Source organism: Acidimicrobiales bacterium (assembly GCA_035294085.1).
Classification (GTDB): Bacteria; Actinomycetota; Acidimicrobiia; order Acidimicrobiales; family Bog-793; genus DATGLP01.
Window position 1 is genome coordinate 123,570 of sequence record DATGLP010000006.1, and the last position, 21,799, is coordinate 145,368.

Consider the following 21,799-nt stretch of genomic DNA (forward strand, 5'->3'; position numbering starts at 1 on the left):
CGTGGACCGCTGGCGCGTCGGGATCGATACGGGCGGCACCTTCACCGACCTCGTCGCCGTGCGCGGCTCGGCGCTGTCGAGCGCGAAGGTCCCCTCCACACCGCCCCGCTACGAGCAGGGGGTGCTCGACGCCCTGGCGGCGGCGGGCATCGACCTCGCCGAGACCGAGCTCGTGGCGCACGGCACGACGGTGGCGACGAACGCGGTGATCACGGGGCAGGTCGCGCCCACCGCGCTCCTCACGACCGCGGGCTTCCGGGACGTCCTCGAGCTGCGCCGCCACAACCGGGGTGACCCCTTCGACATCATGTGGGACCCGCCGGCGCCGATCGTGCCCCGCCGCCACCGCTACGAGGTGCGCGAGCGCCTCGACTACGCCGGCGCGATCGTCGAGCCCCTCGAGGAGGCGGACGTCCTCGCCGCCGTCAAGTCGGCCCGTGCCGCGCGCATCACCTCCTTCGCCACCTGCTTCCTCCACTCCTACGAGAACCCCGACCACGAGCTGCGGGCGCGCTCGCTCATCCTCGAGGCCATGCCCGAGGCGACGGTCTCGTGCTCGTGCGAGCTGCTGCGCGAGCCCGACGAGTTCGAGCGCACCTCGACGACGGTGATCAACGCGTGCCTCGTGCCGGTCGTCGCGGGCTACCTGCGCTCCCTCGAGCGCCTCCTCGCCGCGGCGGGATTCCGCGGCAGGCTCGCCGTCATGCACTCCGGCGGCGGGCTGCTCTCGGTCGAGAGCGCGGCGCGCTTCCCGGCACGCCTCGTCACCTCGGGACCGGCCGCGGGCGCGATGGCGGCCGCCGGCGTCGCCGGGTCAGGCAGCCCGGCCGGCGGCGTGACCGCCGCCGAGGGGATCGCCCGGGCGACAGGCCTCGACGAGGTGATCTCCCTCGACATCGGCGGGACGAGCGCGGACATCGCGGTCATCAGGGGCGGCCGGGCGCGCCTCGTCAACGAGTACTCGCCGCAGTTCGGCCAGGTGATCCGCTTCCCGGCAGTCGACCTCGTCACGATCGGCGCCGGGGGCGGCTCGATCGCGTGGGTGGACGCGGGGGGCCTGCCGCACGTCGGGCCGCAGAGCGCGGGGGCCGTCCCCGGCCCCGCGGCCTACCTGCGCGGCGGCACCGCCGCGACGGTGACCGACGCGAACGTCGTGCTCGGGCGCCTCGGCGGGGGCTTCGGCCTGGCGGGCGGGGTCGCGCTCGACGAGGGCGCGGCGACGCGTGCCGTCGAGGAGTTCGCGTCCCGGCTCGGGCTCACGGTAGCGGCGGCTGCGCTCGGCATCGTCGAGCTGGTCGTCGACAGCATGGCCCGGTCGATCCGCGTCGTCACCGTCGAGCGCGGCCTCGACCCGCGGGACTTCACCCTCGTCGCCTTCGGGGGCGCCGGGCCGCTGCTCGCCGCCGAGCTCGCCGCCGCCCTCGACATGCGCCGGGTCGTCGTCCCGCTCGCGCCCGGGGTGACCTCGGCCCTCGGGTGCCTGCACGTCGACATCGCCCACGACGTCGCCGAGGCGTTCATCGCCCCGCTCTCGGCGCTCGGGCGCGACGCTGTGGCCGCGCGCCTCGGCGCGCTCGCCGCGCAGCTCCACGAGCGGCTCGACCTCGACGGCGTGGCGCCGGACGAGCGGCGCATCGAGCTCGCGCTCGACCTGCGCTACGTCGGGCAGGTGAAGGCGCTCACCATCCCCGTCACCCCGGAGGCGCTCGCCGGGGACCTCGCCGGGACGCTGCTCGAGCGGTTCTACGAGGAGTACGAGCGCCAGTTCCACTTCGCCACCCGCGACATCCCGGTCGAGACCGCCGCGCTGCGGGCCCGTGGGCTGCGGCCGGCGCGTCGGCCGACGATCCCATTCGTCCCGGGACGGTCGGGCGCGCCGACGACCGAGCGGAAGGTGGTGACGAAGGCCGGCGAGCTGCCCACGCCCGTGTACGCGCGCAAGGAGCTGCCGGTCGGCACGCGCCTGCGCGGTCCGGCCATCGCGGTGCAGGCCGACTCGACGACCTGGGTCCCGCCGGGCTGGCAGGCAGAGGTCGACGCGCTGGGCAACCTCGTCATCGAGCGGACGAGCTGGGAGGCGCCGTGAACGCGGGGCGGGATGGCCTTCGGACGCGGGACCCGATCCTGTTCCAGGTGCTCTACAACGCCTTCTCGAGCGTCGTCGACGAGATGGGGGCGCTGCTCCAGAAGGTGGCGTTCTCGCTCGTCGTGAGCGAGGGGCGAGACTACTCGGGGACGATCTGCACCGCGAGCGGCGACCTCGTCGCGTCGGGGAGCACGGACCTCCCCGCGCACCTCGGGACGATCCCGTTCACGGTGAAGGGGACCCTCGCGTGGGTCGGACCGCACCCCGAGCGCTTCTTCCGCGAGGGCGACGTCGTCCTCGTCAACGACCCCTACATCGGGGGCACGCACCACAACGACGTGCGCGCGATCATGCCGGTCTTCCTCGGCGGACGCCTCGCCGCCTTCGTCCAGTGCTCCGCGCACTGGACCGACATCGGCGGGGCGGTCCCGGGCACCTTCGACCCGAACGCGCGCAGCTCCTACGGGGAGGGCCTGGCCATCACGCCGGTCCACGTCGTGCGTGGCGGGGTCCTCGAGCGCGAGGTCGTCGACCTCATCTTGCGCAACGTGCGCATGCCGGAGGTCGCCTACGGGGACCTCCTCGCCCAGATCGGCGCGGTCCGCCTCGGCGAGCGGCGGCTGCAGGAGCTGGCGCGCCGCCACGGCGAGGAGACGATCGTCGCGGTCATGGACGAGGTGATCGGCTACGCCGAGGACGTGCTGCGCCACGAGTTCGCGCAGCTGCCCGACGTGTCCATCCCGGTCGAGGCGCTCATCGACCGGGACCCGGGGGCCGACGACGACACCCCGCTCGCGGTGCGCATGCGCCTCACGATCAGCGGGGACCGGGCGACGATGGACTTCTCCGAGTCCTCGGGTCTCGCGCGCGGGGCGATGAACGCCTCCAAGGCCGTGTGCATCTCGTCGGCCGTCGTGACCTTGAAGATGATCTTCCCCCACGTCCTCATGAACGAGGGCGTGTTCCGGGCGGTCGACTTCGTCGTGCCCGACGGCCTGCTCGTCTCGGCACCTTTCCCCGCCCCGACCTCGGGCATGGCTGCCGGCGTCTACCCGGCTGTCGCCGACTGCGTGCTGAAGGCCTTCATCCAGATCGCGCCGGAGCGGTGCATGGCGGGGCCGACGGGCCTCCTCAACATCGTCATCGGTGGCTACGACCCGCGGCCGGGGTTCGAGCGCGACTACGTCGCGTACCTGTGGCTCGAGGGCGGCTGGGGCGGGCGCCCCGCGGCCCGGGACAACCACACGGCGATGACCACGTTCGCGACGACGGCGACGAACCAGCCCGTCGAGCTCCAGGAGCGCCTCTTCCCGCTGCGCTACGAGTGCTACCGGCTCGAGCCCGACAGCGCCGGCCCCGGTCGCTCCCGAGGCGGTCTCGGCGTGCGCCGGCGCTGGTACCTCACGGAGGCCGAGGGGGTGCTGTCGGACCTCGGCGACGGCGAGCGCTTCGGGCCCTGGGGCTGGGCCGGCGGCGGCGACGCGGCGCCGAACCGCTTCGTCTACGGCCCGGGCACCCCCGAGGAGGTGAACATCGGGATGTTCTGCACCGGCATGCGCCTCGAGCCCGGCCGCATCCTCGACTGCTTCCAGCCCGGCGGTGGCGGCTACGGGGACCCCTTCGAGCGCGACCCCGCCTGGGTCCTCGACGACGTCCTCGACGGCTACGTCTCGGTCGCGGCAGCCGAGCGGGACTACGGCGTCGTCGTCCGCCCCCTCGCCACGGGGGGCTTCGCCGTCGACGAGGAGGCGACCCGCGCGGCTCGCTCGCGCCCGAGGCGGCAGCGAGCGTGAGCAGCGCGCACGAGCGGCCGGTCGTCGCGCTCACCGGCGCGGCGGGGACGATCGGGTCGGCGATCGCCCGTGAGCTCGCGCGCCGGGAAGCCCGCCTCGTCCTCGTCGACCGTGACGAGGACGCGCTGCGGTCGCTCGCCGCGCTCCGTGCGGACCACCTCCTCCTCGCCGAGGACGTCAGCGCCGAGGGGGCAGCTGCGCGCGTGCTCGACGCCGCGCGCGACCGGTTCGGCCGTCTCGACGCCGTCGTCAACAACGCCGGCATCGCGGGACCGGTCGGTCCGATCGAGGACGCGCCGTTCGCCGAGGTCGAGCGCGTCTTCGACGTGAACGTGCTCGCCGTGGTCCGCGTGCTGCAGGCGGTCATCCCCCACTTCCGCGCCCGGGGCAACGGCCGCGTCGTCAACGTCGCCTCGGGCGCCGGCCTGGCCGGGACCGCCTACCTGGCCGCCTACAGCGCGACCAAGCACGCGGTCGTGGGACTGACCCGCTCGGTCGCCGCGGAGCTCGCGCGCTGCGGCGTCTCGGTGAACGCCGTCTGCCCGGGCTGCGTCGCCTCCCCGATGATGGGCCGCATCGAGGCCGCCCTGGCGGACGCGCTCGGCGCCCCGGCCTCCTTCGAGGCGGCGATCCCCGCGGGCCGCTACGCACGGCCCGAGGAGGTCGCGAACCTCACCGCCTACCTCGCGCTCGACGCCCCGCCCTACCTCACCGGGGCGGCGGTCGTCCTCGACGGCGCGATGCGCGCCTAGCGTGGCCGTGGCGGCGCGCCGAGCCGTCGTGACCGGGGCGAGCCGGGGGATTGGCGCCGCCATCGCCAGGCGTCTCGCCCTCGACGGCCACCAGGTCGCCCTCCTCGGGACCGACGCCGACGCGCTGGCGGCGGTCGCCGCCTCGATCGAGGCAGCGGGCGGCGAGGCCGAGGTGCGCTGCTGCGACCTCGCCGACGACGCTGCGCTGTCTCGCACCGCCGCCGAGCTCGCCGGGCGCGGCCCGGTCCACTCGCTCGTGAACAACGCCGGCGTCGTGCGCGTCGGCCCTCCGAGTACGCAGGGGGGCAGCGCCTGGGACGCCGTGATGCGGGTCGACGTGCGCGCGGTCTTCGAGCTCACTCGCCAGCTCGAGGAGGCGCTGGCGCGAGCGCAGGGCGCGAGCGTCGTCAACGTCAGCTCGGTGATGGGGCAGCTGGCGACGCGCGGCATCATCTCCTACGTCGCCGCCAAGGGCGCGCTCAACCAGCTCACGCGGGGCCTCGCCCTCGAGTACGCACCGATGGGGATCCGGGTCAACGCCGTCGCGCCGGGGTTCATCCGCACCGACATGTTCGAGACCTCGCACCCGCCGTCGCGCCGAGCCGCGCTCGGACGCGCGCACCCCCTCGGACGTGTCGGGACCCCCGAGGAGGTCGCGGCCGTCGTCTCGTTCCTCTGCTCGCCCGACGCGAGCTTCGTGTCGGGCGCGGTCATCCCCGTCGACGGGGCGCTCGCCTGCGCGCTCGCGATCCCGCCGATCGACTGAGGCGCCCCGCTGGGCGTGCGCGCGGCGCTCGCCGCGGCGGTCGGTCCGGGTACCGGCGAGCCCGGCCCCCCGAGGTTGACGGCGCCGGGCGACCCTCCTAGCATCGTTCCTTGGAATCGATTGCGAGCGCCGCCAGACAGCGCGGCGATCTCGCGGTGAGGGGGAAGCGCGTGAGACACAGCAAGACGAACAAGCACTTCATGCCCGTCGCGGGCGCCGTGGTGGCCGCAGGGTCGCTGCTCGTGGCGTCCGCCTGCTCCACCTCCGCCACACCGAAGGTGGCGCGTGGGGCCAAGGCGCCGCAGACCGTGAAGTTCAAGTGGGGAACCTTCCATCTGGCGAGCAGGATCGAGTCGAAGATCAAGGCCCACAAGCCGCTCGTCATGGACCTCTCCTTCCAGGCGCTCTCCGAGCCGGGCGCGCCGGCGCTCCTGCGGGCGGGGCTGCAGCGGGGTGCCGCGTGGGCGAAGCACCGCTACGGCGTGACGATCAAGGTCAACCTCATCGGCACGCCGGAGACCGATCCGCCGAGCCAGATCAGCCAGATCCAGAGCCTGGTGAGCGCCGGTCAGGTTGACTGCGTCGGCGTCGAGCCGGTCACGCCCGGCGCCTTCCTCAAGGTGATCAACACGACGATGCAGTCGGGCGTCCCGGTGATGACCGTCAACACCGACAGCCCGGCTTCGCACCGCATCGCCTACTACGGGGTGAACGACACCGCACCGTCGGGCCGGTTCTTCACCGGCAAGATCGCCGGCGACTTCACGGTCGCCTGGGCGAGGGCGCACAAGGTGAAGCTGACCTCTGCCGCGCTCATCACCGGCGACACGACGGCCTCGTGGGCGCAGGGCCGGATGCAGGGCTGGCTGAGCACCGTGAAGAAGGCCTTCCCGAAGATGAGCGTCGTCGGGACCCCGACGAACGCCTTCACGACCGGCTACGACCCCGCGCAGATCAACTCGAAGATGTCCGCCTTCATGACCGGGCACCCGAACGTCCAGTTCTACTTCGACAGCGACTGGGGCGCGGCGGTCATCGCCCAGCTGATCGGTTCCCGGCACCTCAAGGGCAAGGTGTACACGCTGGGGTTCAACGTGGACTCCACCTACCTGAAGGACCTGCAGCAGGGGACCCTGATCGGCACGATCGACCAGCGCTACGACCTGCAGGCGGAGAACTTCGTGAAGGGCTGCGCCCAGTTCCTCCTCGGCGGGGTCGTCCCGAAGACGCCCTTCCAGTACCTCAACCCGTCGATCTGGACGCCCGCCAACGTGGCCAAGGCCATCAAGCTGTACAACAGCATCCCGGGCGCCCTCGGCTGACCCTGGGCGCCAGGCGGTGAGCGGCGGCACGGCGCTCGTCCTGCCGGGGCTCGTTGTCCCGGCGGTCGGCGCCGTGCCGTCCTCGTCGCCCCCCGCCCTTGAGGGCGGACCGACTGACCACCAACCGAGGTGACGAGCCCGACGTTGCACGAGACACGAACACTGCGCATCGAGGCGCTGGACAAGTCCTACGGGCCGACGCACGCTCTCAAGGGCCTCTCCCTCGCCGTGGCCTCGAACCGAATCGTCGGCATCGTGGGCCCGAACGGCGCGGGCAAGAGCACCCTCGTCAAGATCCTCGCCGGCGAAGAGCGCGAGGACGGCGGCACGCTCTCGGTCGACTCCACGGTGTGGAGCGCGGAGCGTCGCCGCCGATCGGTCGCGATCGTGCACCAGGAGCCCCAGCTCTTCCCGAACCTCACCGTCGCCGAGAACCTCCTCGTCGAGAACGCCGGCCTGCGCCGGCCGCGCCCGACGCGCGAGGTGCGCGCGCTCCTCGAGCGCCTCGAGATCGCCCCGATGGCGGACGTGCTGCTCGAGAACACCTCGATCGTCGTCTGGCAGCTGACGGAGATCGCTCGGGCGCTCCTGCGCTCCGCCGAGGTCTTCCTCTTCGACGAGCCCAACTCGGCGCTCACGCGGGAGGAGTCCCGGCGCCTGTTCGAGCAGATGGAGCTGCTCAAGAGCCCCGACCGCTTCGTCTTCCTCGTCTCGCACCGCCTCGGCGAGGTCGCCGAGGTCTGCCAGGAGGTCGCCGTCGTGCGCGACGGCGCGGTCGTCACGACGCTGGCGGGCGACGAGGTGACCTCCGACCGCCTGGCGTCGCTGCTCGCCGCCGAGGAGCTCGGCGCCAGCGCAGCGCCGGCGGCCGTCCCGGCGAGCGCGCCCGCGCCCCCCGCGGCCGCGTCGGCTCGCCCGCTCCCCGCCCCGGGCGCGCGGCTCGAGGGGATCCCCGGCCTCGTGATCGCCGTGACCGGCCCGGAGGGCGGCGGCGGACGCGAGATCGTGCGCGCCGCGTCGGTACGCGCGCCCGCACCCGACGGCCGGCGGCGGGCGACAGAGCGGGCCTACATGCCCTCGGACCGCCAGCACAGCCTCTTCTTCAACCTCTCCGTCGCGGCCAACATCGCGGCCCGTCTCCGGCGCGACCAGCTCCCGGGCCGGCCGCGGCTGCTGACCCAGCGGGCCTTCGCCAGAGCGGCACAGGCCTACATCGAGGAGTTCGACATCAAGACCGAACGGCCGGGCGCGAGCGTCGGCAGCCTGAGCGGGGGCAACCAGCAGAAGGTCGCGCTGGCGAGCGCCCTCGCCGTGGATCCCGCGCTGCTCGTCGTCGAGGAGCCGACGCGCGGCGTCGACGTCTCGACGAAGCGCCAGATCTACGCGATCCTGCGGAACTTCGCGGCTGCCGGCGGTGCCGTCGTCCTGTACGTCACCGAGCTCGAGGACGCCCTCGGGTGCGCGGATCAGCTCTACGTCGTGAGCGAGCACGCGATTCGGGGCATGATCGACGTCAAGGCGGTCGGCGAGCTCGAGGAGCTCGGCGTCGCCGTGAACCGCCTCCTCTCGCGAAGGAGGGACGATGCCGCGTAGCGAGCGCCGGCTCGCCGAGCGCCTCCGGGCCTGGGACGGGCTACACGCGAGCCGGGACGGCACCGGACGGCTCGCGCGCCCGGTCGAACGGGAGGCGGGCGCGTCCGGGGGAGCCTCCGAGCGGGCAGGCGGCAGCTGGGCGACGGCGAGGCGGGTGCTCCGGTCGTGGTCCCGACTCGGCGGCCTCCTCGCCGCCGTGCTCATCTGCGCCTTCGTCTTCGACGGCCTGAACACGGCCTTCCTCAGCGCGAACAACATCCTCAACATCTTCAAGACGACGAGCAGCCTGGCCATCATCTCGTTGGGCGAGATGATCGTCCTGCTCGTGGGCGAGATCGACCTGTCGGTGGGGTCGGTCTACGGGCTCGGCGCCATGGTCACCGGGCTGCTGTGGACGAACGGCACCCCGTTCGTGCCCGCCCTGCTCGCCGGGCTCGCGACCGGGGTCGCGGCCGGGATCGTCAACGGCTTCGTGACGACCGTCGTGCGGGTCAACTCGTTCATCGCGACCCTCGGCATGCTGAACCTCGCCGAGGGGATCGACTTCCTGATCTCGAACTCAGCCTCGATCAACCCGAACACGACGCTCGGCGGCTACAACATCTTCGCGGCCTTCGGCCAGGACCAGCTGTTCGGCCAGATTCCCGTGCAGATCGCGTGGCTCGTCGGGATCAGCCTCGTCATGTACCTCCTCGTCCACCGGAGCATGTTCGGCTTCCGCTCGGCGGCGATCGGCGGCAACCCCAGCGCTGCTCGGGTCGCGCATCTGCCGGTGCGCAGCTACAAGGTCGTGGCCTTCGCGCTCGCCGGGCTGCTCGCCGTCGTCGGCGGGATCATGGACTTCTCGCTCGTCGGCGCCACCGACCCGACGTCCGGGTCGAACCTCCCCTTCACCGTGTTCGCGGCCGTCATCATCGGCGGCGCGAGCCTGTCGGGCGGGCGGGGCACCGTGTGGGGTACCTTCCTCGGCGCACTCTTCCTCACGTTGATCTCGAACGGGCTGTCCCTCCTCGGCTACGGCGCCTTCGTCCAGCTGATCTTCGTCGGCCTCATCATCATCGTGGCCGTGGCGATCGACTGGTGGACGGGGCGTGGGCGCGAGAGCAGGGCCGCCCAGGTGCAGTGGTGACCGGCACCGACGTGCGCGCCCGGCTCGAGGCGGGGGACCTCGCCTGCGTGCTCGACGGCGCGGACGTGCGCGACCTGTCGTTCGCCGGCCGCCGTCTCCTGACGAGGCTCTACATCGCGGTGCGCGACGAGGCGTGGAACACCATCCCCTTCGAGGTGACGAGGCGCGACGTCTCGAGCGGACCCGGCCGCTTCGACGTCGCGCTGTCCTGCAGCGTCGACGACGGCCCGATCCGCGCCGAGTGGAGCGTGTCGATCGCCGGCCGCGCCGACGGAGAGTTCTCCTACTCGATGCGCGGCCGGATGCTCTCGAGCTTCCGCTACGCGAAGCTCGGCCTCAACCTCCACCACCCCCTCCCCGAGAGCCTCGGTGCGCGCTGGGTGTCGCGCCGCGGCGACCGGCGAGCGAGCGGCCGGATCCCCGGGCTCATCGAGCCCCAGTTCTTCGTCGACGGCAAGCTCACCGGGATGTTCATGCCCTACGACGAGCTCGTCCTCGAGGCCGCCGCTGGCGAGGAGGTCGTCTTCAGCTTCACCGGGGACGAGTTCGAGATGCAGGACCACCGGAACTGGACGGACTACAACCTGAAGTCCTACAGCACGCCGCTCGAGATCCCGATCCCCCTCACCGCCGAGCCGGGCCAGCCCCTCGAGCAGGCGGTGACCATCCGCCCCCGCTACGCCAACGGCCCGCTCCCCACGCCCGACGCCGGTCACGTGGCCGTGGCCGTCGACCGCCGGCGGGTGGCCTCGCTGCCGAGGATCGGCTCGGAGTTCCCCGACGAGCTGGACGCGCTCGAGGCCCCGGCCGCCGACCTCGTGCGCGAGCTCTCGCTCGACTACGTACGTGTCAACCTCGACCTGACCTCCGACGAGGCGGTCGAGGTGGGCGCCCGCCGGGCCGAGGCGGCGCTCGCCTGCGGCGCGCCGCTCGAGCTCGTGCTCGTCGTGAGCCCGGGCGAGGTGCGCGCCGAGGAGGTCGGCCGCCTCGAGCGCTGGCTCGCCCGGTCCCGCCCGAGGCTGGAGCGCGTCGTCGTGCTCGAGGCGCCCCGCGGCTTCATCATCGGCCGCACGGCGACGGCGGGCGCCAAGGTGCGCGCCCTGCGGAGCGCCGTCGAGAGCTGCTGCGGCCCGAGCGCGCTCGTCTCGGCGACCGAGCAGTTCTTCGCCGACCTGAACCGGCAGTGGCCGGACCTCACCGGCGTGGACGGCGTGGGCTACACGATCTGCCCGCAGGTCCATGCCGCCGATGACACCTCGCTCATGGAGAACTCCTGGGGCCAGGCCGACACGGTGCTCACCGCCCGCGCCCGCGGCGGCAGGCGGCCCGTCCACGTCATCTCCGTCGCCCTGATCGGCAAGTTCGGCCCCTACCCGGGCGGCGTGCCCGACGTCCCCGTCCGCACCGCCTACGGCGATCCCCGCCAGTTCCTCCCCTTCGCCGCCGCGTGGACGGTGAGCTCGCTCGGCCAGCTCGTCGACGCCGAGGCGGCCTCCGTGACCTACTTCGAGCTCGCCGGCGACCGCGGACTCGTACGTCGAGCGGCCGGCTCGCCTTGGTACGCCGGCCCCGTCTACCGCGTGCTCGAGTCCGTCACCCACTGGCGCGGCGGGAACCTCGTGCGCCTCGCCTGCCCCCACGGCGGCACGCTCGCCGGCCTCGGCATGGAGTGGCCCGATCGCTCCGAGCTCCTCGTCGCCAACCTGGCCCCCGAGGGGCGCCGGGTCGTCCTCTCCGGCCTCGCGGGCGACGCCGAGCTCCACGAGCTCGCCTCGCCGGCACCCGGCGGGGGAGCCGACTGGGTCGGCCCGCGCCGCGCCGAGCGGGCCGACGGGGCGCGAGGCACCGCCGCCTTCGAGATCGGCGGGTACGGCGTCGCCCGCCTGCGGACCGGCTAGGGCGCGATGTTCGAGCTGACCGGCACGATCGCCCTCGTCACGGGCGGCGGGAGCGGCCTCGGCGCCGCCATCGCGGAGGGACTCGCCGCACAGGGTGCGCACGTCGCGATCGCCGACCTCGACCTGGCGCGGGCCGAGGAGGTCGCCGGGCGCGTGCACGAGCGCGGCGGCCAGGCAAGCGCCTGGCGCCTCGACGTGAGCCGCCACGCCGAGGTCGAGGCGTGCGTCGCCGAGATCGCCGGCACCGTGGGCCCCATCGACGTCCTCGTCGCCTCGGCTGGGATCGGCGTCCGCCGACCGGCCGTCTCGCTCAGCCCCGAGGACTGGCAGCGCGTCATCGACGTCAACCTGAGCGGCTGCTGGTTCTGCGACCAGGCGGTCGGCCGGCGGATGATCGAGGACGGGAGGCCCGGGTCGATCATCAACATCGGGTCGGTGGTGGGCCAGGTGGGCATCGACACCGGGAACGCCAACTACGCCGCGAGCAAGGGAGGCATCATCGGCCTCACCAAGTGCCTGGCCGTCGAGTGGGCCCCGGCGGGCGTGCGCGTCAACGTCATCGCCCCAACGCACTTCAAGACGCCGCTCGTCGAGCAGGCCATCGCGGACCGGCCCGAGCTCGAGCAGCGGTTCCTCGCCAACATCCCCCTCGGACGGCTCGGCGAGCCGAGGGAGATCGTCGGCGCCGCCGTCTTCCTCGCCTCCGACGAGTCCTCGATGGTCACCGGCCACGTGCTGAACGTCGACGGGGGACACACCGCGAGGTGAACGAGGCGAGGCGGCCACCTGGCGCCGGGGCGGCCGGCGCCGGCCACGACACCACGACGGCAAGGTCAGGGAGGCAGATGGCTGGTCGAACCCTTCGAGGCGAGCTGGAGCGGCGGCGATGACCTGGGACCTCGGCGCAGGGCTCGAGTCGCGCGCCGTGATCGTGACCGGCGCGGCCGGCGGGATCGGCCGCGAGGTGGCCAAGGCCTTCGCCGCGGCGGGCGCGAAGGTGCTGGCGGTCGACCGGCCCGGCGCGGACGCCGGCGGGCTCCTCGAGTCGCTCGAGGGGACCGACCACCGCTACCGCGCCGTCGACCTCGGCGACCTGTCGACCCACGACGCCCTCGTCGCCGAGGCTCGCTCGGCCTTCGGCGAGCTGTACGCGCTCGTCCACCTCGCCGCGGTGCTGCGACGCCAGCAGCACCTCAGCGACGTGCGGGAGGAGGACTGGGACTTCCAGGTCGACACGAACCTGAAGGCGACCTTCTTCCTCTGCCGCGCCGCCGCCGAGGCGATGGTGGAGCAGGGCCGCGGCGGGCGCATCATCACCTTCACCTCCCAGGGGTGGTGGACGGGCGGCTTCGGGGGCTCGGTCGTCTACAACGCGACGAAGGGCGGCATCGTCACGATGACGCGGGGCATGGCCCGCACGTACGGGCCGCACGAGATCACCTGCAACTCCATCGCCCCCGGGCAGGTGCGCACTCCGATGCTGCTGACCGGCCTGAGCGACGAGGTGCTCGAGACGATGACGCGCGCGACGCCGCTCGGCCGCATCGCCGAGCCCGAGGAGATCGCGGGGGTCGCCGTCTTCCTCGCCAGCCGGCACGCCGCCTTCATCACCGGGGCGACGATCAACATCACCGGAGGCTTCCTCATGTACTGACCGTGGGACCCGGTGGACGTCGGCAGGCCGCGCCGGCGCCAGCCTTGACGCCCTCGCGGCCGACCAGTAGTTTGAAACCGATTCTGGAATCGATAACAGGGGAACCGACCGTGCAGCTTCGAATCCGCGCCATCGAGACGATCCCGATCCGGGTGAGCCTCGCACGGCTGTATCGCGGCAGCCACTACAAGATGCCGAACCGCTGCACGATCATCACGCGCGTCGTCACCGAGGAGGGCGTCGTCGGCCAGTCCTACAACGCGGACGCCGACGAGGAGCAGGCGACGATCGTCCGCATCATCCACGACGAGCTCGCCCCGCTCGTCACCGGACGTGACGCCTTCGCCTACGAGGACTGCTGGGAGGCGATGCGCCGGATCACCTTCGACCAGCTGCGCGACCGGCGCTTCGCGATGCAGGCCATCGCCTGCGTCGACTCGGCGGCCTGGGACGCGATCGGCAAGGCCCTCGGCGTGCCGCTCTTCAGGCTGTGGGGAGGTTTCCGCAACGCCGTGCCGATCATCGGGATCGGCGGCTACTACACGGATGACCCCGGGAGCATCGAGCAGGAGGTGGGCTTCTTCTCCGACGAGGGGTTCACCGGCATGAAGTTCAAGATCGGGGGCCTCTCGCCGGCCGAGGACGCCGAACGGCTCCGGCGCGCCGTCAAGGCGGCCCGACCCGGATTCCGCTTCCTCGTCGACGCCAACCAGGCCTGGACGGTCGCCGAGGCCGTCGAGTTCGTCGCCCGGGTCCGCGACTTCGTCGACCTTCGCTGGTTCGAGGAGCCGTGCCAGTGGCCCGACGACCGGCGTGCGATGCGCGACGTCCGCTACAAGACCGGCGTGCCCGTCGCCGCGGGCCAGATGGAGATCACGCGGTCGGGGATGCGGGACCTCATGGTCGCCGGCGCCATCGACGTCTCCAACTTCGACGCCTCCTGGGGCGGCGGGCCGACGGAGTGGCGCCGCGTCGCGCAGCTCGCCGCGAGCTTCGGCGTCGAGATGGGCCACCACGAGGAGGCCCAGGTCTCGAGCCACCTCCTCGCCGCCATCCCGCACGGCACCTACGTCGAGGCGTTCCACCCCGAGCGCGACCCGATCTTCTGGCGGATGCTCGCCAACCGGCCGGACCTGAGCGAGGGGCTCTTCACGCTCCCGGAGGCGCCGGGCTTCGGCTGGGACCTCGACGAGGACTTCGTCGAGGAGTTCCGGGCGGACCGCTGAGCGCGAGCCGTGCACGGGCGCGCACCTGGCCACGAGGACCGGCCCGGCACCGCCGGGCGGCACGCATGAGCGCTCCCCGGCCGCTCGAGGGCGTCCGGATCCTCGCCCTCGAGCAGTACGGCGCGGGGCCCTTCGCCACCCTGCAGCTCGTCGACCTCGGCGCCGACGTGATCAAGGTCGAGGACCCGGCGACCGGCGGGGACGTCGGCCGGCGGGTCCCCCCCTACGCCACCGACGACGCGAGCGTCTTCTTCGAGTCGTTCAACCGTGGCAAGCGCTCGATCGCGCTCGACCTCTCGAGCGACGCGGGGCGCGCGCTGTTCGAGCGGCTCGTCGAGCGCTGCGACGCCGTCTTCGCCAACCTGCGCGGTGACGTGCCCGCCAAGCTGCGGCTGCGCTACGAGGACCTGCGCCACCTGAACGAGCGCGTCGTGTGCTGCTTCCTCAGCTCCTACGGCATCGAGGGCAGCGAGCAGCGCGAGCCGGGCTACGACTACGTGATCCAGGGGCGCGCCGGGTGGATGTCGCTCACCGGCGAGCCCGACGACCCACCCGAGAAGACCGGGCTGTCCCTCGTCGACTACTCGACCGGCCTCGTCGCCGCGCTCTCCCTCGTCAGCGCGCTCCACGCCGCCCGCCGCACCGGTAAGGGCGCGGACTGCGACGTCGCCCTCTTCGACACCGCCATCGCGATGCTCACCTACCCGGGGGCCTGGCACCTGAGCCGCGGCTTCTCGCCGACGCGCACGACGCGCTCGGCCCACCCGTCGCTCATCCCCTTCCAGAACTTCCGCACCGCGGATGGCTGGATCGTCGTCGCCTGCGCGAAGGAGAAGTTCTGGCAGCGCCTGGTCCACGTGCTCGGCCGGCCGGAGCTCGCCGACGATGCGCGCTACTCGAGCTTCGAGGCGCGCCGGGAGAACGCGTCGATCCTGCTCCCCGAGCTCGACCGTCTCTTCGCGGCGCGGCACACCGGGGAGCTCCTCGCCGCCCTGCGCGCTGCGGGCGTCCCCTGCGGCCCGGTCAACGACGTCGCCGGCGCGCTCGCGGACCCCCTCGTCGCGGAGCGCGGGCTCGTCGTCGAGACCGAGCACCCGAGCCTCGGGACCGTCCGGCAGCTCGCTAGCGCGCCGCGCGTCGGCCCCTTCGAGCCGGCGCGCCGGCGCGGCCCCTTCCTCGGCGAGCACACCGAGGAGGTCCTCGGCGAGCTGCTCGGGCTCGACGAGGCGGCCATCGCCGACCTCGGGCGCGAGGGGGCGTTCGGCCGGGAGTGGCGCAGCGCCTCTCGGGCGAGCTAGTGAGGTAGGCAGAAGTCGCAGAAGTCGACGATGCGGGAGCGAGCATGGCGAAGCTGCGGATGAACCAGGCCATCGCCCTGGCCCTCGGCGAGGAGATGGCGCGCGACGAGCGCGTCGTGCTGCTGGGCGAGGACGTGGCCGAGGCGGAGGGGCCCTTCAAGACCTCGGAGGGCCTGCTGCGCCGCTTCGGCCCGACGCGGGTGCGCGACACGCCGATCTCGGAGATGGGCTTCCTCGGCGCGGCCGTCGGAGCGGCGATGACCGGGCTGCGCCCGGTCGTCGAGATCATGTTCATCGAGTTCCTCGGGGTCGCCCTCGACCAGGTCGTCACCGAGGCCGCGATGATGCACTTCCTGTCGGGCGGGAAGGTGAGCGTCCCGCTCACCGTGCGAGCCTCGGCCGGCGCGGGGCTCGGCTTCGGCTGCCAGCACTCCCAGACGCTCGAGCGCTGGCTGCTCGGCACACCGGGCCTCAAGCTGGCGGTCGCCTCCGGCGCGCGCAGCGCCTACGGCCTCACGAAGGCCGCCATCCGCCACGACGACCCGGTCGTGCTCCTCGAGCCGCGCACCCTCTACGGCCGGCGGGAGGACTTCGAGCCGGGCGAGGACGCCGTCGTCCCCCTCGGCAGCGCGGAGGTGCTACGCGAGGGCTCTGACGTCACGATCGTGGCGCTCGGCCAGACGGTGGGCGTCGCGCTCGAGGCGGCCGAGGCCTCGAAGGACTTCTCGGCGGAGGTCATCGACCTGCGGACGCTCCTGCCCTGGGACCGGGACCTCCTGCGAGCCTCGGTCGCGAAGACGCGCCGGCTCGTCACCGTGGAGGAGAACCAGTACACCGGGGGGTGGGGCACCGACATCGTCGCGCACCTGGCGTCGGTCGCCCACGCGGAGCTCGCGGCGCCGCCGGTGCGGGTCACCGCACCGGACACGCACGTCCCCTACGGCACCGAGCTCGAGGCTCGCTTCGTCCCGACGAGCGAGTACCTCGCGGCCCAGGTTCGTTCGCTGCTCCGCACGGGCACGGCGCCGAGGCACTGGTGGGAGGAGGAGCTGTGACGCAGGTCGACGAGTCGACGAAGGAGCCGCTCGCGCGCCGGGAGGCGCTGCAGTCCGGCCGGCGCGCCCGCTACGAACGGATGGTCGAGATCCGCCTCGTCGAGGACAAGGTCATGGAGCTGTTCGCGCAGGGCATGATCGCCGGCACGACGCACACCGCGCAGGGCCAGGAGGCGGTCTGCGTCGGCATCGCCGCGGTGGCCCGTCCCGACGACGTGGTCGCCTGCACCTACCGGGGTCACGGGATGGCGCTGGCCCTCGGCGCGACGCGCGAGGCGGTGCTCGGCGAGATCCTCAACCGCCAGGTGGGCTGCATGGGCGGCCTCGGCGGCTCGATGCACCTGAGCGAGCTGTCGGTCGGCCTGCTCCCGACGATGGCGATCGTCGGCGCGGGCATCCCGATCGGCGCGGGCGCGGCGCTCAGCGCGCAGGTCCTCGGGCGGGACAACGTCGCGATCTCCGTCTTCGGCGACGGCGCGTCCAACATCGGGGCCTTCCACGAGGGGCTCAACCTCGCGGCGATCTGGAAGCTGCCGGTCGTGTTCGTCTGCGAGAACAACCAGTACGGCGAGTACACCCGGATCGACCGGACCACGCCGGTACAGGACATCGCGACGCGCGCCGCCTCGTACGCGATCCCCGGTGAGATCGTCGACGGCCAGGACGTCGACGCGGTGGAGGCCGCCGTGTCGAGGGCGATCGCGAGAGCCCGCGCCGGCGAGGGGCCGACGCTCATCGAGGCGAAGACCTACCGCTACTCGGGGCACTCGCGCTCGGACAAGGCGACCTACCGGCCGCCGGGCGAGCTCGAGGCGTGGCGGGCGCGCGACCCGATCACCCTGTTCGGGCGCAAGCTCGTGGAGGAGGGGACGGTGCGGCCGGAGGAGCTCGAGGCGATCGAAGGCGAGCAACGGCGCCTCGTCGAGGAGACGGTCGCGCGCGTCCTCGACAGCCCGCGTCCCACGGCGGCGCAGATGCTCGAGCGGGTCGCGGCGAGCAGCTAGGAGGAAACGGTGCGCTACGAGGTCACGCTCCCCAAGCTCGGCGACGCGATGCAGAGCGCGCTCGTCACGGAGTGGCGCTGCGCTGTCGGCGATCGGGTGGAGGCGGGGGCGCCGCTCGTCACCGTCGAGACGGACAAGGTGACGACCGAGGTCCCCTCGCCGGTCGCCGGCACGGTGGTCGAGCTGGCCGTCGCCCCCGACGACGAGGTCGAGGTCGGGGCGCTGCTGTGCACGATCGAGACGGCCTGACGGGCGGGAGGCGGAGCGCACCCCGAGCGAGAGGGAGGCTGCCCGATGAAGATCAAGCGAGTCACGCCGCACAGCGTGAGCTACCCGGAGCCGAACGATTCGAACAACACCCGCTACCTCACCTTCTGTCGCATCGAGGCGGAGGACGGGACGGTCGGCTGGGGCGAGGCGATCAGCCAGTTCCCTGACTCGACGCGGGCCACCGCCCGCATCATCGAGGCGATGGGCGAGGCGATCGTCGGCGCCGACCCGATGGAGAACGTCGCCATCTGGCGCCGGCTCCACGAGGGCTCCTGGTGGTACGGCTACCGGGGCGGGCCGGCCTCCTTCGCGATCAGCGCGATCGACATCGCGCTGTGGGACCTGAAGGGCAAGCTCCTCGGCCAGCCGGTCGTCAACCTGATCGGCGGCGCCTACCGCGAGCGCCTGCCCGCGATCGCGAGCACCCACGCATTCGACGAGAGCCTGGAGGTCGAGGCGGAGAAGCACGGCCGCTACGTCCGAAGCGACGGCTACCGAGGCGTGAAGGTCGGGATGGGCAAGCGCGGCAAGGCGCACCTCGGCTACGAGATCGCCCGCGACGTCGAGTTCGTGCGCCTCCTGCGGGAGGCGATCGGTCCGGACGCGCTGCTGATCATGGATCGCGGGCAGTCGCTCGTGTGGACGCGCGCCGAGGCGATCAGGCGGACGAACGCCTTCGAGGAGTACGGCCTCTACTGGATCGAGGAGCCGATGGAGCCGACCGATATCGCCGGCTTCCAGAGCCTCCGCTCGCAGGTGAAGTGCATGATCGGCACCGGCGAGCGGGAGTGGAACGCCCGGGGCTTCGCCGAGGTCATCTCGAGCGGCGTGGCCGACGTCATCGGCTGCGACCCCGGGCGCGCCGAGGGCATCACGGGCTCGCTCAAGGTGATCGAGCTCGTCGAGGCCGCCGACATCTGGTTCAACGCCCACGCCTGGAGCAGCGCCGTCGTGTCGGCGGCGAGCCTCGCGCTCTCCGCCTCGACGCCGCGGTGCCTGCTGTTCGAGCTGAAGCCGATCGAGAACCCGATGCAGCACGAGCTGGTCGACGAGCCGTTCAGCCAGACCGACGGGTGGATCTCGGTACCTCGCAGGCCCGGCCTCGGGGTCGAGGTCAAGGAGTCGGTGCTCGAGAAGTACCGGTTCGACTGAGGCAGGTACGTAGAATCTCGCCCGCAGGCTCGGTCCCTCGCGGGGCCGTCAGGAACGGACCGACCGTGGAGCGCCCCGACCGCCCGCAGACGATCAAGATCAAGCAGGTCGCCGAGCTGGCCGGCGTCGCGCCGTCCTCGGTGTCGCGTGCCCTCAACGACCACCCCGACGTGAGCGCCGAGATGCGGGCGCGGGTGCTCGCCGCGGCCGAGCGTCTCGGCTACCAGCCGAACTTCCTCGCCCAGAGCCTGCGGCGCGGCGTCTCGCGCACCGTCGGCTTCATCGTTCGCGACATCTCCATACCGCTGTTCGCCGGCATCGTGAAGGGCGCCGAGCAGGCCCTCGAGAGCCATGGCTACTCGATCCTCCTCACGAACTCGCTGCGAGAACCGGCGCTCGAGGCCAAGTACATCACCGTGCTCGAGCAGCGCAGCGTCGACGGCCTCATCCTCTCGCTCCAGTCCGAGTCGAGCCCGGACACCCTCGCGGCCCTGCGGCGCCTGCGTGTCCCCGCGGTCCTGCTCGACCGAGAGCTGCCCGGCTTCGACCTCGACGCCGTCGTCTTCGACCACGCGGCGGGCGTGCGCGACGCGGTCGCCTCCCTCCTCCGCCTCGGCCACCGGCACGTCGGCCTCGTCGTGGACTCCGCTCGCATCAGGGCGTCGCGGGAACGGCGCCGCGGGTTCCTGCGTGCCCACGAGGAGGCGGGCCTCGCACCCGCCGCCGGCGCCATCGTCGAGGTGGGGGTGTTCAGCCCCCGCGCCGCGCTCGAGGCTGCCCTCAGCCTGCTCGACGCGAAGCCGCCGCCGACGGCGATCGTGGCGGGCGACTCGCAGCTCGGCGTCGGCCTGCTCACCGCCCTGCACGAGCGCAGGCTGCGCCAGGGGATCGACGTCGACGTCGTCGTCTGCGACGACGTCGACCTGCTCGCCCTCATGGACCCGCCGATCAGCGTCGTCCAGCGCGACGCCGAGGAGATGGGGACGGTCGCAGCTCAGCTCCTCGTGAAGCGCCTCGCGGACGCCACCGCGCCGCCGATGGTCACGGTGCTGCCGACGCGCTTCATCCCACGCGGCTCGACCGGCCCAGCGAAGCGAGCCGGCACCTGACGCGCGCCGGGGTGCCCGTGCTGGTGCGGCCTCCGCACGGCCGGGTGGCTCGAGCGAGCGAGGAGGGAGCGCATGCGGGTGTCCATCTACGGCGCAGGCGGCGTGGGGCGCGCGGTCGCCGCCATCCTCGCCCGGCGCCGAGGCTACGACGTCCTCGGGCCGTTCTCCCGCGCCGAGCGGGAAGTGGCACTGCGCTCGGGGGCCGACGTCGTCCTCATCGCCACGACGTCGTTCCTCGGGGAGATCGCCGAGGACCTGCGGGAGGCCGTCGAGGCAGGGTCGAACGTGATCACGACCGCCGAGGAGGCGGCCTTCCCCTGGCACTTCGACGAGCAGCTCGCCTCCGAGCTCGACACGCTGGCGCGAGCGCGCAAGGTCACGATCCTCGGAGCCGGGCTGAACCCGGGCTTCGTCTTCGACGCGCTCGTGCTCACGGCCTCCGGGGTCGTCGCGACGGTGGACGCCATCAGGGTCGAACGGGTCGTCGATCTCTCCGGCTTCAGCACGGCGATCCTGCGCCGGCTCGGCATCGGCTTCGGCCCGGCAGACTTCGCCGCTGGCGTCGCCGCCGGCACAATCACGGGCCACATCGGCTTCCCCCAGTCGATGCGGATCGTCGCGCGCGCGCTCCGGCTCGAGCTCGAGCGGGTCGAGCGCCACATCGAGCCGATCGAGGCCGAGGCCGAGCACCGCCTGGCCGGTTTCATCGTTCGGCCCGGCGAGTCGGCCGGGTTCCGCCAGCGCTACGTCGGCGTCGTCGGAGGCCGCCCGTGGTTCGAGGCCCTCTTCCTCGGCCACGTCGACCCCGAGGGCGCCGGCTTGCGGACCCGGGACGAGATCTCGATCACCGGGGACGGGCCGCCGCTCCGTCTCGCCGTCGAACCCGGCATCAACCCGCAGGCCGGCGCGCCGAGCGTCATCGCCAACTCGCTCGAGCGCCTCGTCGCAGCCGAGCCGGGGTGGCGAACCGTGGCCGACCTGCCGCCCGCGCACTCCACCGCCTGAGCCGGCCCAGCGCCGCCGAGGCGCGGCGCTCGGGGCGGGCACGGCGTCAGCCGGTGCCTGCGAAGAGCCGGCGCGTGGTGCGCACAGTCGTCTGCTCGACCTCCGCGCTCGACACGGCGCGCTCGCGAGGCAGCGGGACACAGCCGAAGCGTCGTCCACGTGCGCGACCTTCCGGTGGCCGAGTGGCCGCTCGGGCTCGTGTCGCGCGAGCGTCGCTACGTCTCAGGACACGCAGACTGCGAGGAGACGACCGTCGCCGAGGGAAGCGAGCTCGTCGAGCACACGCTGACCCGCCATGCGATGACGGCAATCCGTCGGCGCTTCGGGGAAGGCGGCCACTCGCTCGCCCAGGCGGCACGTGACCTCGAGTCGAGCCGGCCGCAGCCGATGCAAGCCGTGAGGCACCGCGGCGCCGCGCTCGTCGTGGTTCCGACCTGCACGGCCAACGTGAGCCCGCTCGCGGCCGACGGGCACGAGATGCTGTCGGCGACGCGCCGTCACCACGCGCGTTCGACGCGACGAGCTTCGTCGACACTGCTCGCAGAGGGCTGGGGGACGTCCTTGCCTACCCGGAGCCACGACCTCGCCTACCGGTGCCTCGGAGCGACGAAGGCGTAGAGGTTCGGCCGTGAGGGCCGTGACGATTGGCCCGCCGCGCGAGGACGCGAACGGGCTGGTTCGTGGACT

General features: G+C 72.9%; 19 protein-coding genes. All 19 read left to right on the top strand.

The annotated features are described in order from the left end of the window. Position 1: 1 nt before the first annotated feature. The 19 genes from VKV23_01895 (at position 2) to VKV23_01985 (ending at position 21,730) form a co-directional block, all read left to right on the top strand. The gene (locus VKV23_01895) at positions 2 to 2,086 is read left to right on the top strand and encodes a hydantoinase/oxoprolinase family protein (protein HLI14792.1); all 2,085 of its coding nucleotides are present in this window, start codon (positions 2 to 4) and stop codon (positions 2,084 to 2,086) included. Beyond that, on the top strand, positions 2,083 to 3,879 hold the full coding sequence (locus VKV23_01900; protein HLI14793.1) for a hydantoinase B/oxoprolinase family protein: 1,797 nt from the start codon (positions 2,083 to 2,085) through the stop codon (positions 3,877 to 3,879). The genes VKV23_01895 and VKV23_01900 overlap by 4 nt, the downstream gene beginning before the upstream one ends. Beyond that, complete coding sequence (locus VKV23_01905; GenBank protein ID HLI14794.1) at positions 3,876 to 4,631, top strand: SDR family oxidoreductase; 756 nt, start codon at positions 3,876 to 3,878, stop codon at positions 4,629 to 4,631. Before VKV23_01900 ends, VKV23_01905 begins: the two co-directional genes overlap by 4 nt. 7 nt (positions 4,632 to 4,638) lie before the next feature. Further along, the gene (locus VKV23_01910) at positions 4,639 to 5,397 is read left to right on the top strand and encodes an SDR family oxidoreductase (GenBank protein HLI14795.1); all 759 of its coding nucleotides are present in this window, start codon (positions 4,639 to 4,641) and stop codon (positions 5,395 to 5,397) included. Positions 5,398 to 5,567: 170 nt separating this feature from the next. Then, positions 5,568 to 6,719 carry a sugar ABC transporter substrate-binding protein gene (locus VKV23_01915; protein HLI14796.1) on the top strand — a complete coding sequence of 384 codons (1,152 nt, stop codon included), beginning with the start codon at positions 5,568 to 5,570 and terminating at the stop codon, positions 6,717 to 6,719. A 129-nt stretch (positions 6,720 to 6,848) separates the two neighbouring features. Beyond that, complete coding sequence (locus tag VKV23_01920; protein ID HLI14797.1) at positions 6,849 to 8,312, top strand: ATP-binding cassette domain-containing protein; 1,464 nt, start codon at positions 6,849 to 6,851, stop codon at positions 8,310 to 8,312. Next, positions 8,302 to 9,441, top strand: a complete 1,140-nt coding sequence (locus tag VKV23_01925) for an ABC transporter permease (protein HLI14798.1) — start codon at positions 8,302 to 8,304, stop codon at positions 9,439 to 9,441. Before VKV23_01920 ends, VKV23_01925 begins: the two co-directional genes overlap by 11 nt. Beyond that, complete coding sequence (locus VKV23_01930; GenBank protein ID HLI14799.1) at positions 9,438 to 11,339, top strand: hypothetical protein; 1,902 nt, start codon at positions 9,438 to 9,440, stop codon at positions 11,337 to 11,339. Before VKV23_01925 ends, VKV23_01930 begins: the two co-directional genes overlap by 4 nt. Before the next feature lie 6 nt (positions 11,340 to 11,345). Beyond that, entirely contained in the window at positions 11,346 to 12,107 is a 762-nt protein-coding gene (locus tag VKV23_01935) for a glucose 1-dehydrogenase (GenBank protein HLI14800.1), read from the top strand. A 118-nt stretch (positions 12,108 to 12,225) separates the two neighbouring features. After that, positions 12,226 to 12,993 (top strand): SDR family NAD(P)-dependent oxidoreductase, encoded by a 768-nt coding sequence (locus tag VKV23_01940; GenBank protein HLI14801.1) that lies wholly within the window; start codon positions 12,226 to 12,228, stop codon positions 12,991 to 12,993. Positions 12,994 to 13,103: 110 nt separating this feature from the next. Further along, a complete protein-coding gene (locus tag VKV23_01945; GenBank protein ID HLI14802.1) occupies positions 13,104 to 14,219 on the top strand; it encodes a mandelate racemase/muconate lactonizing enzyme family protein in 1,116 nt (371 codons plus the stop codon). Between the two features lie 65 nt (positions 14,220 to 14,284). Then, the gene (locus VKV23_01950) at positions 14,285 to 15,517 is read left to right on the top strand and encodes a CoA transferase (protein HLI14803.1); all 1,233 of its coding nucleotides are present in this window, start codon (positions 14,285 to 14,287) and stop codon (positions 15,515 to 15,517) included. Between the two features lie 44 nt (positions 15,518 to 15,561). Continuing rightward, on the top strand, positions 15,562 to 16,572 hold the full coding sequence (locus VKV23_01955) for a transketolase C-terminal domain-containing protein (protein HLI14804.1): 1,011 nt from the start codon (positions 15,562 to 15,564) through the stop codon (positions 16,570 to 16,572). Further along, positions 16,569 to 17,576 (top strand): thiamine pyrophosphate-dependent dehydrogenase E1 component subunit alpha, encoded by a 1,008-nt coding sequence (locus VKV23_01960; GenBank protein HLI14805.1) that lies wholly within the window; start codon positions 16,569 to 16,571, stop codon positions 17,574 to 17,576. The genes VKV23_01955 and VKV23_01960 overlap by 4 nt, the downstream gene beginning before the upstream one ends. A 9-nt stretch (positions 17,577 to 17,585) precedes the next feature. Then, the gene (locus tag VKV23_01965; protein ID HLI14806.1) at positions 17,586 to 17,825 is read left to right on the top strand and encodes a biotin/lipoyl-containing protein; all 240 of its coding nucleotides are present in this window, start codon (positions 17,586 to 17,588) and stop codon (positions 17,823 to 17,825) included. 45 nt (positions 17,826 to 17,870) lie between these two features. Then, positions 17,871 to 18,998 carry a mandelate racemase/muconate lactonizing enzyme family protein gene (locus VKV23_01970; GenBank protein HLI14807.1) on the top strand — a complete coding sequence of 376 codons (1,128 nt, stop codon included), beginning with the start codon at positions 17,871 to 17,873 and terminating at the stop codon, positions 18,996 to 18,998. Between the two features lie 65 nt (positions 18,999 to 19,063). Further along, on the top strand, positions 19,064 to 20,107 hold the full coding sequence (locus VKV23_01975; protein HLI14808.1) for a LacI family DNA-binding transcriptional regulator: 1,044 nt from the start codon (positions 19,064 to 19,066) through the stop codon (positions 20,105 to 20,107). A 72-nt stretch (positions 20,108 to 20,179) separates the two neighbouring features. After that, positions 20,180 to 21,112, top strand: a complete 933-nt coding sequence (locus VKV23_01980; GenBank protein ID HLI14809.1) for a hypothetical protein — start codon at positions 20,180 to 20,182, stop codon at positions 21,110 to 21,112. A 159-nt stretch (positions 21,113 to 21,271) separates the two neighbouring features. Further along, on the top strand, positions 21,272 to 21,730 hold the full coding sequence (locus VKV23_01985; protein ID HLI14810.1) for a hypothetical protein: 459 nt from the start codon (positions 21,272 to 21,274) through the stop codon (positions 21,728 to 21,730). Positions 21,731 to 21,799 lie beyond the last annotated feature (69 nt).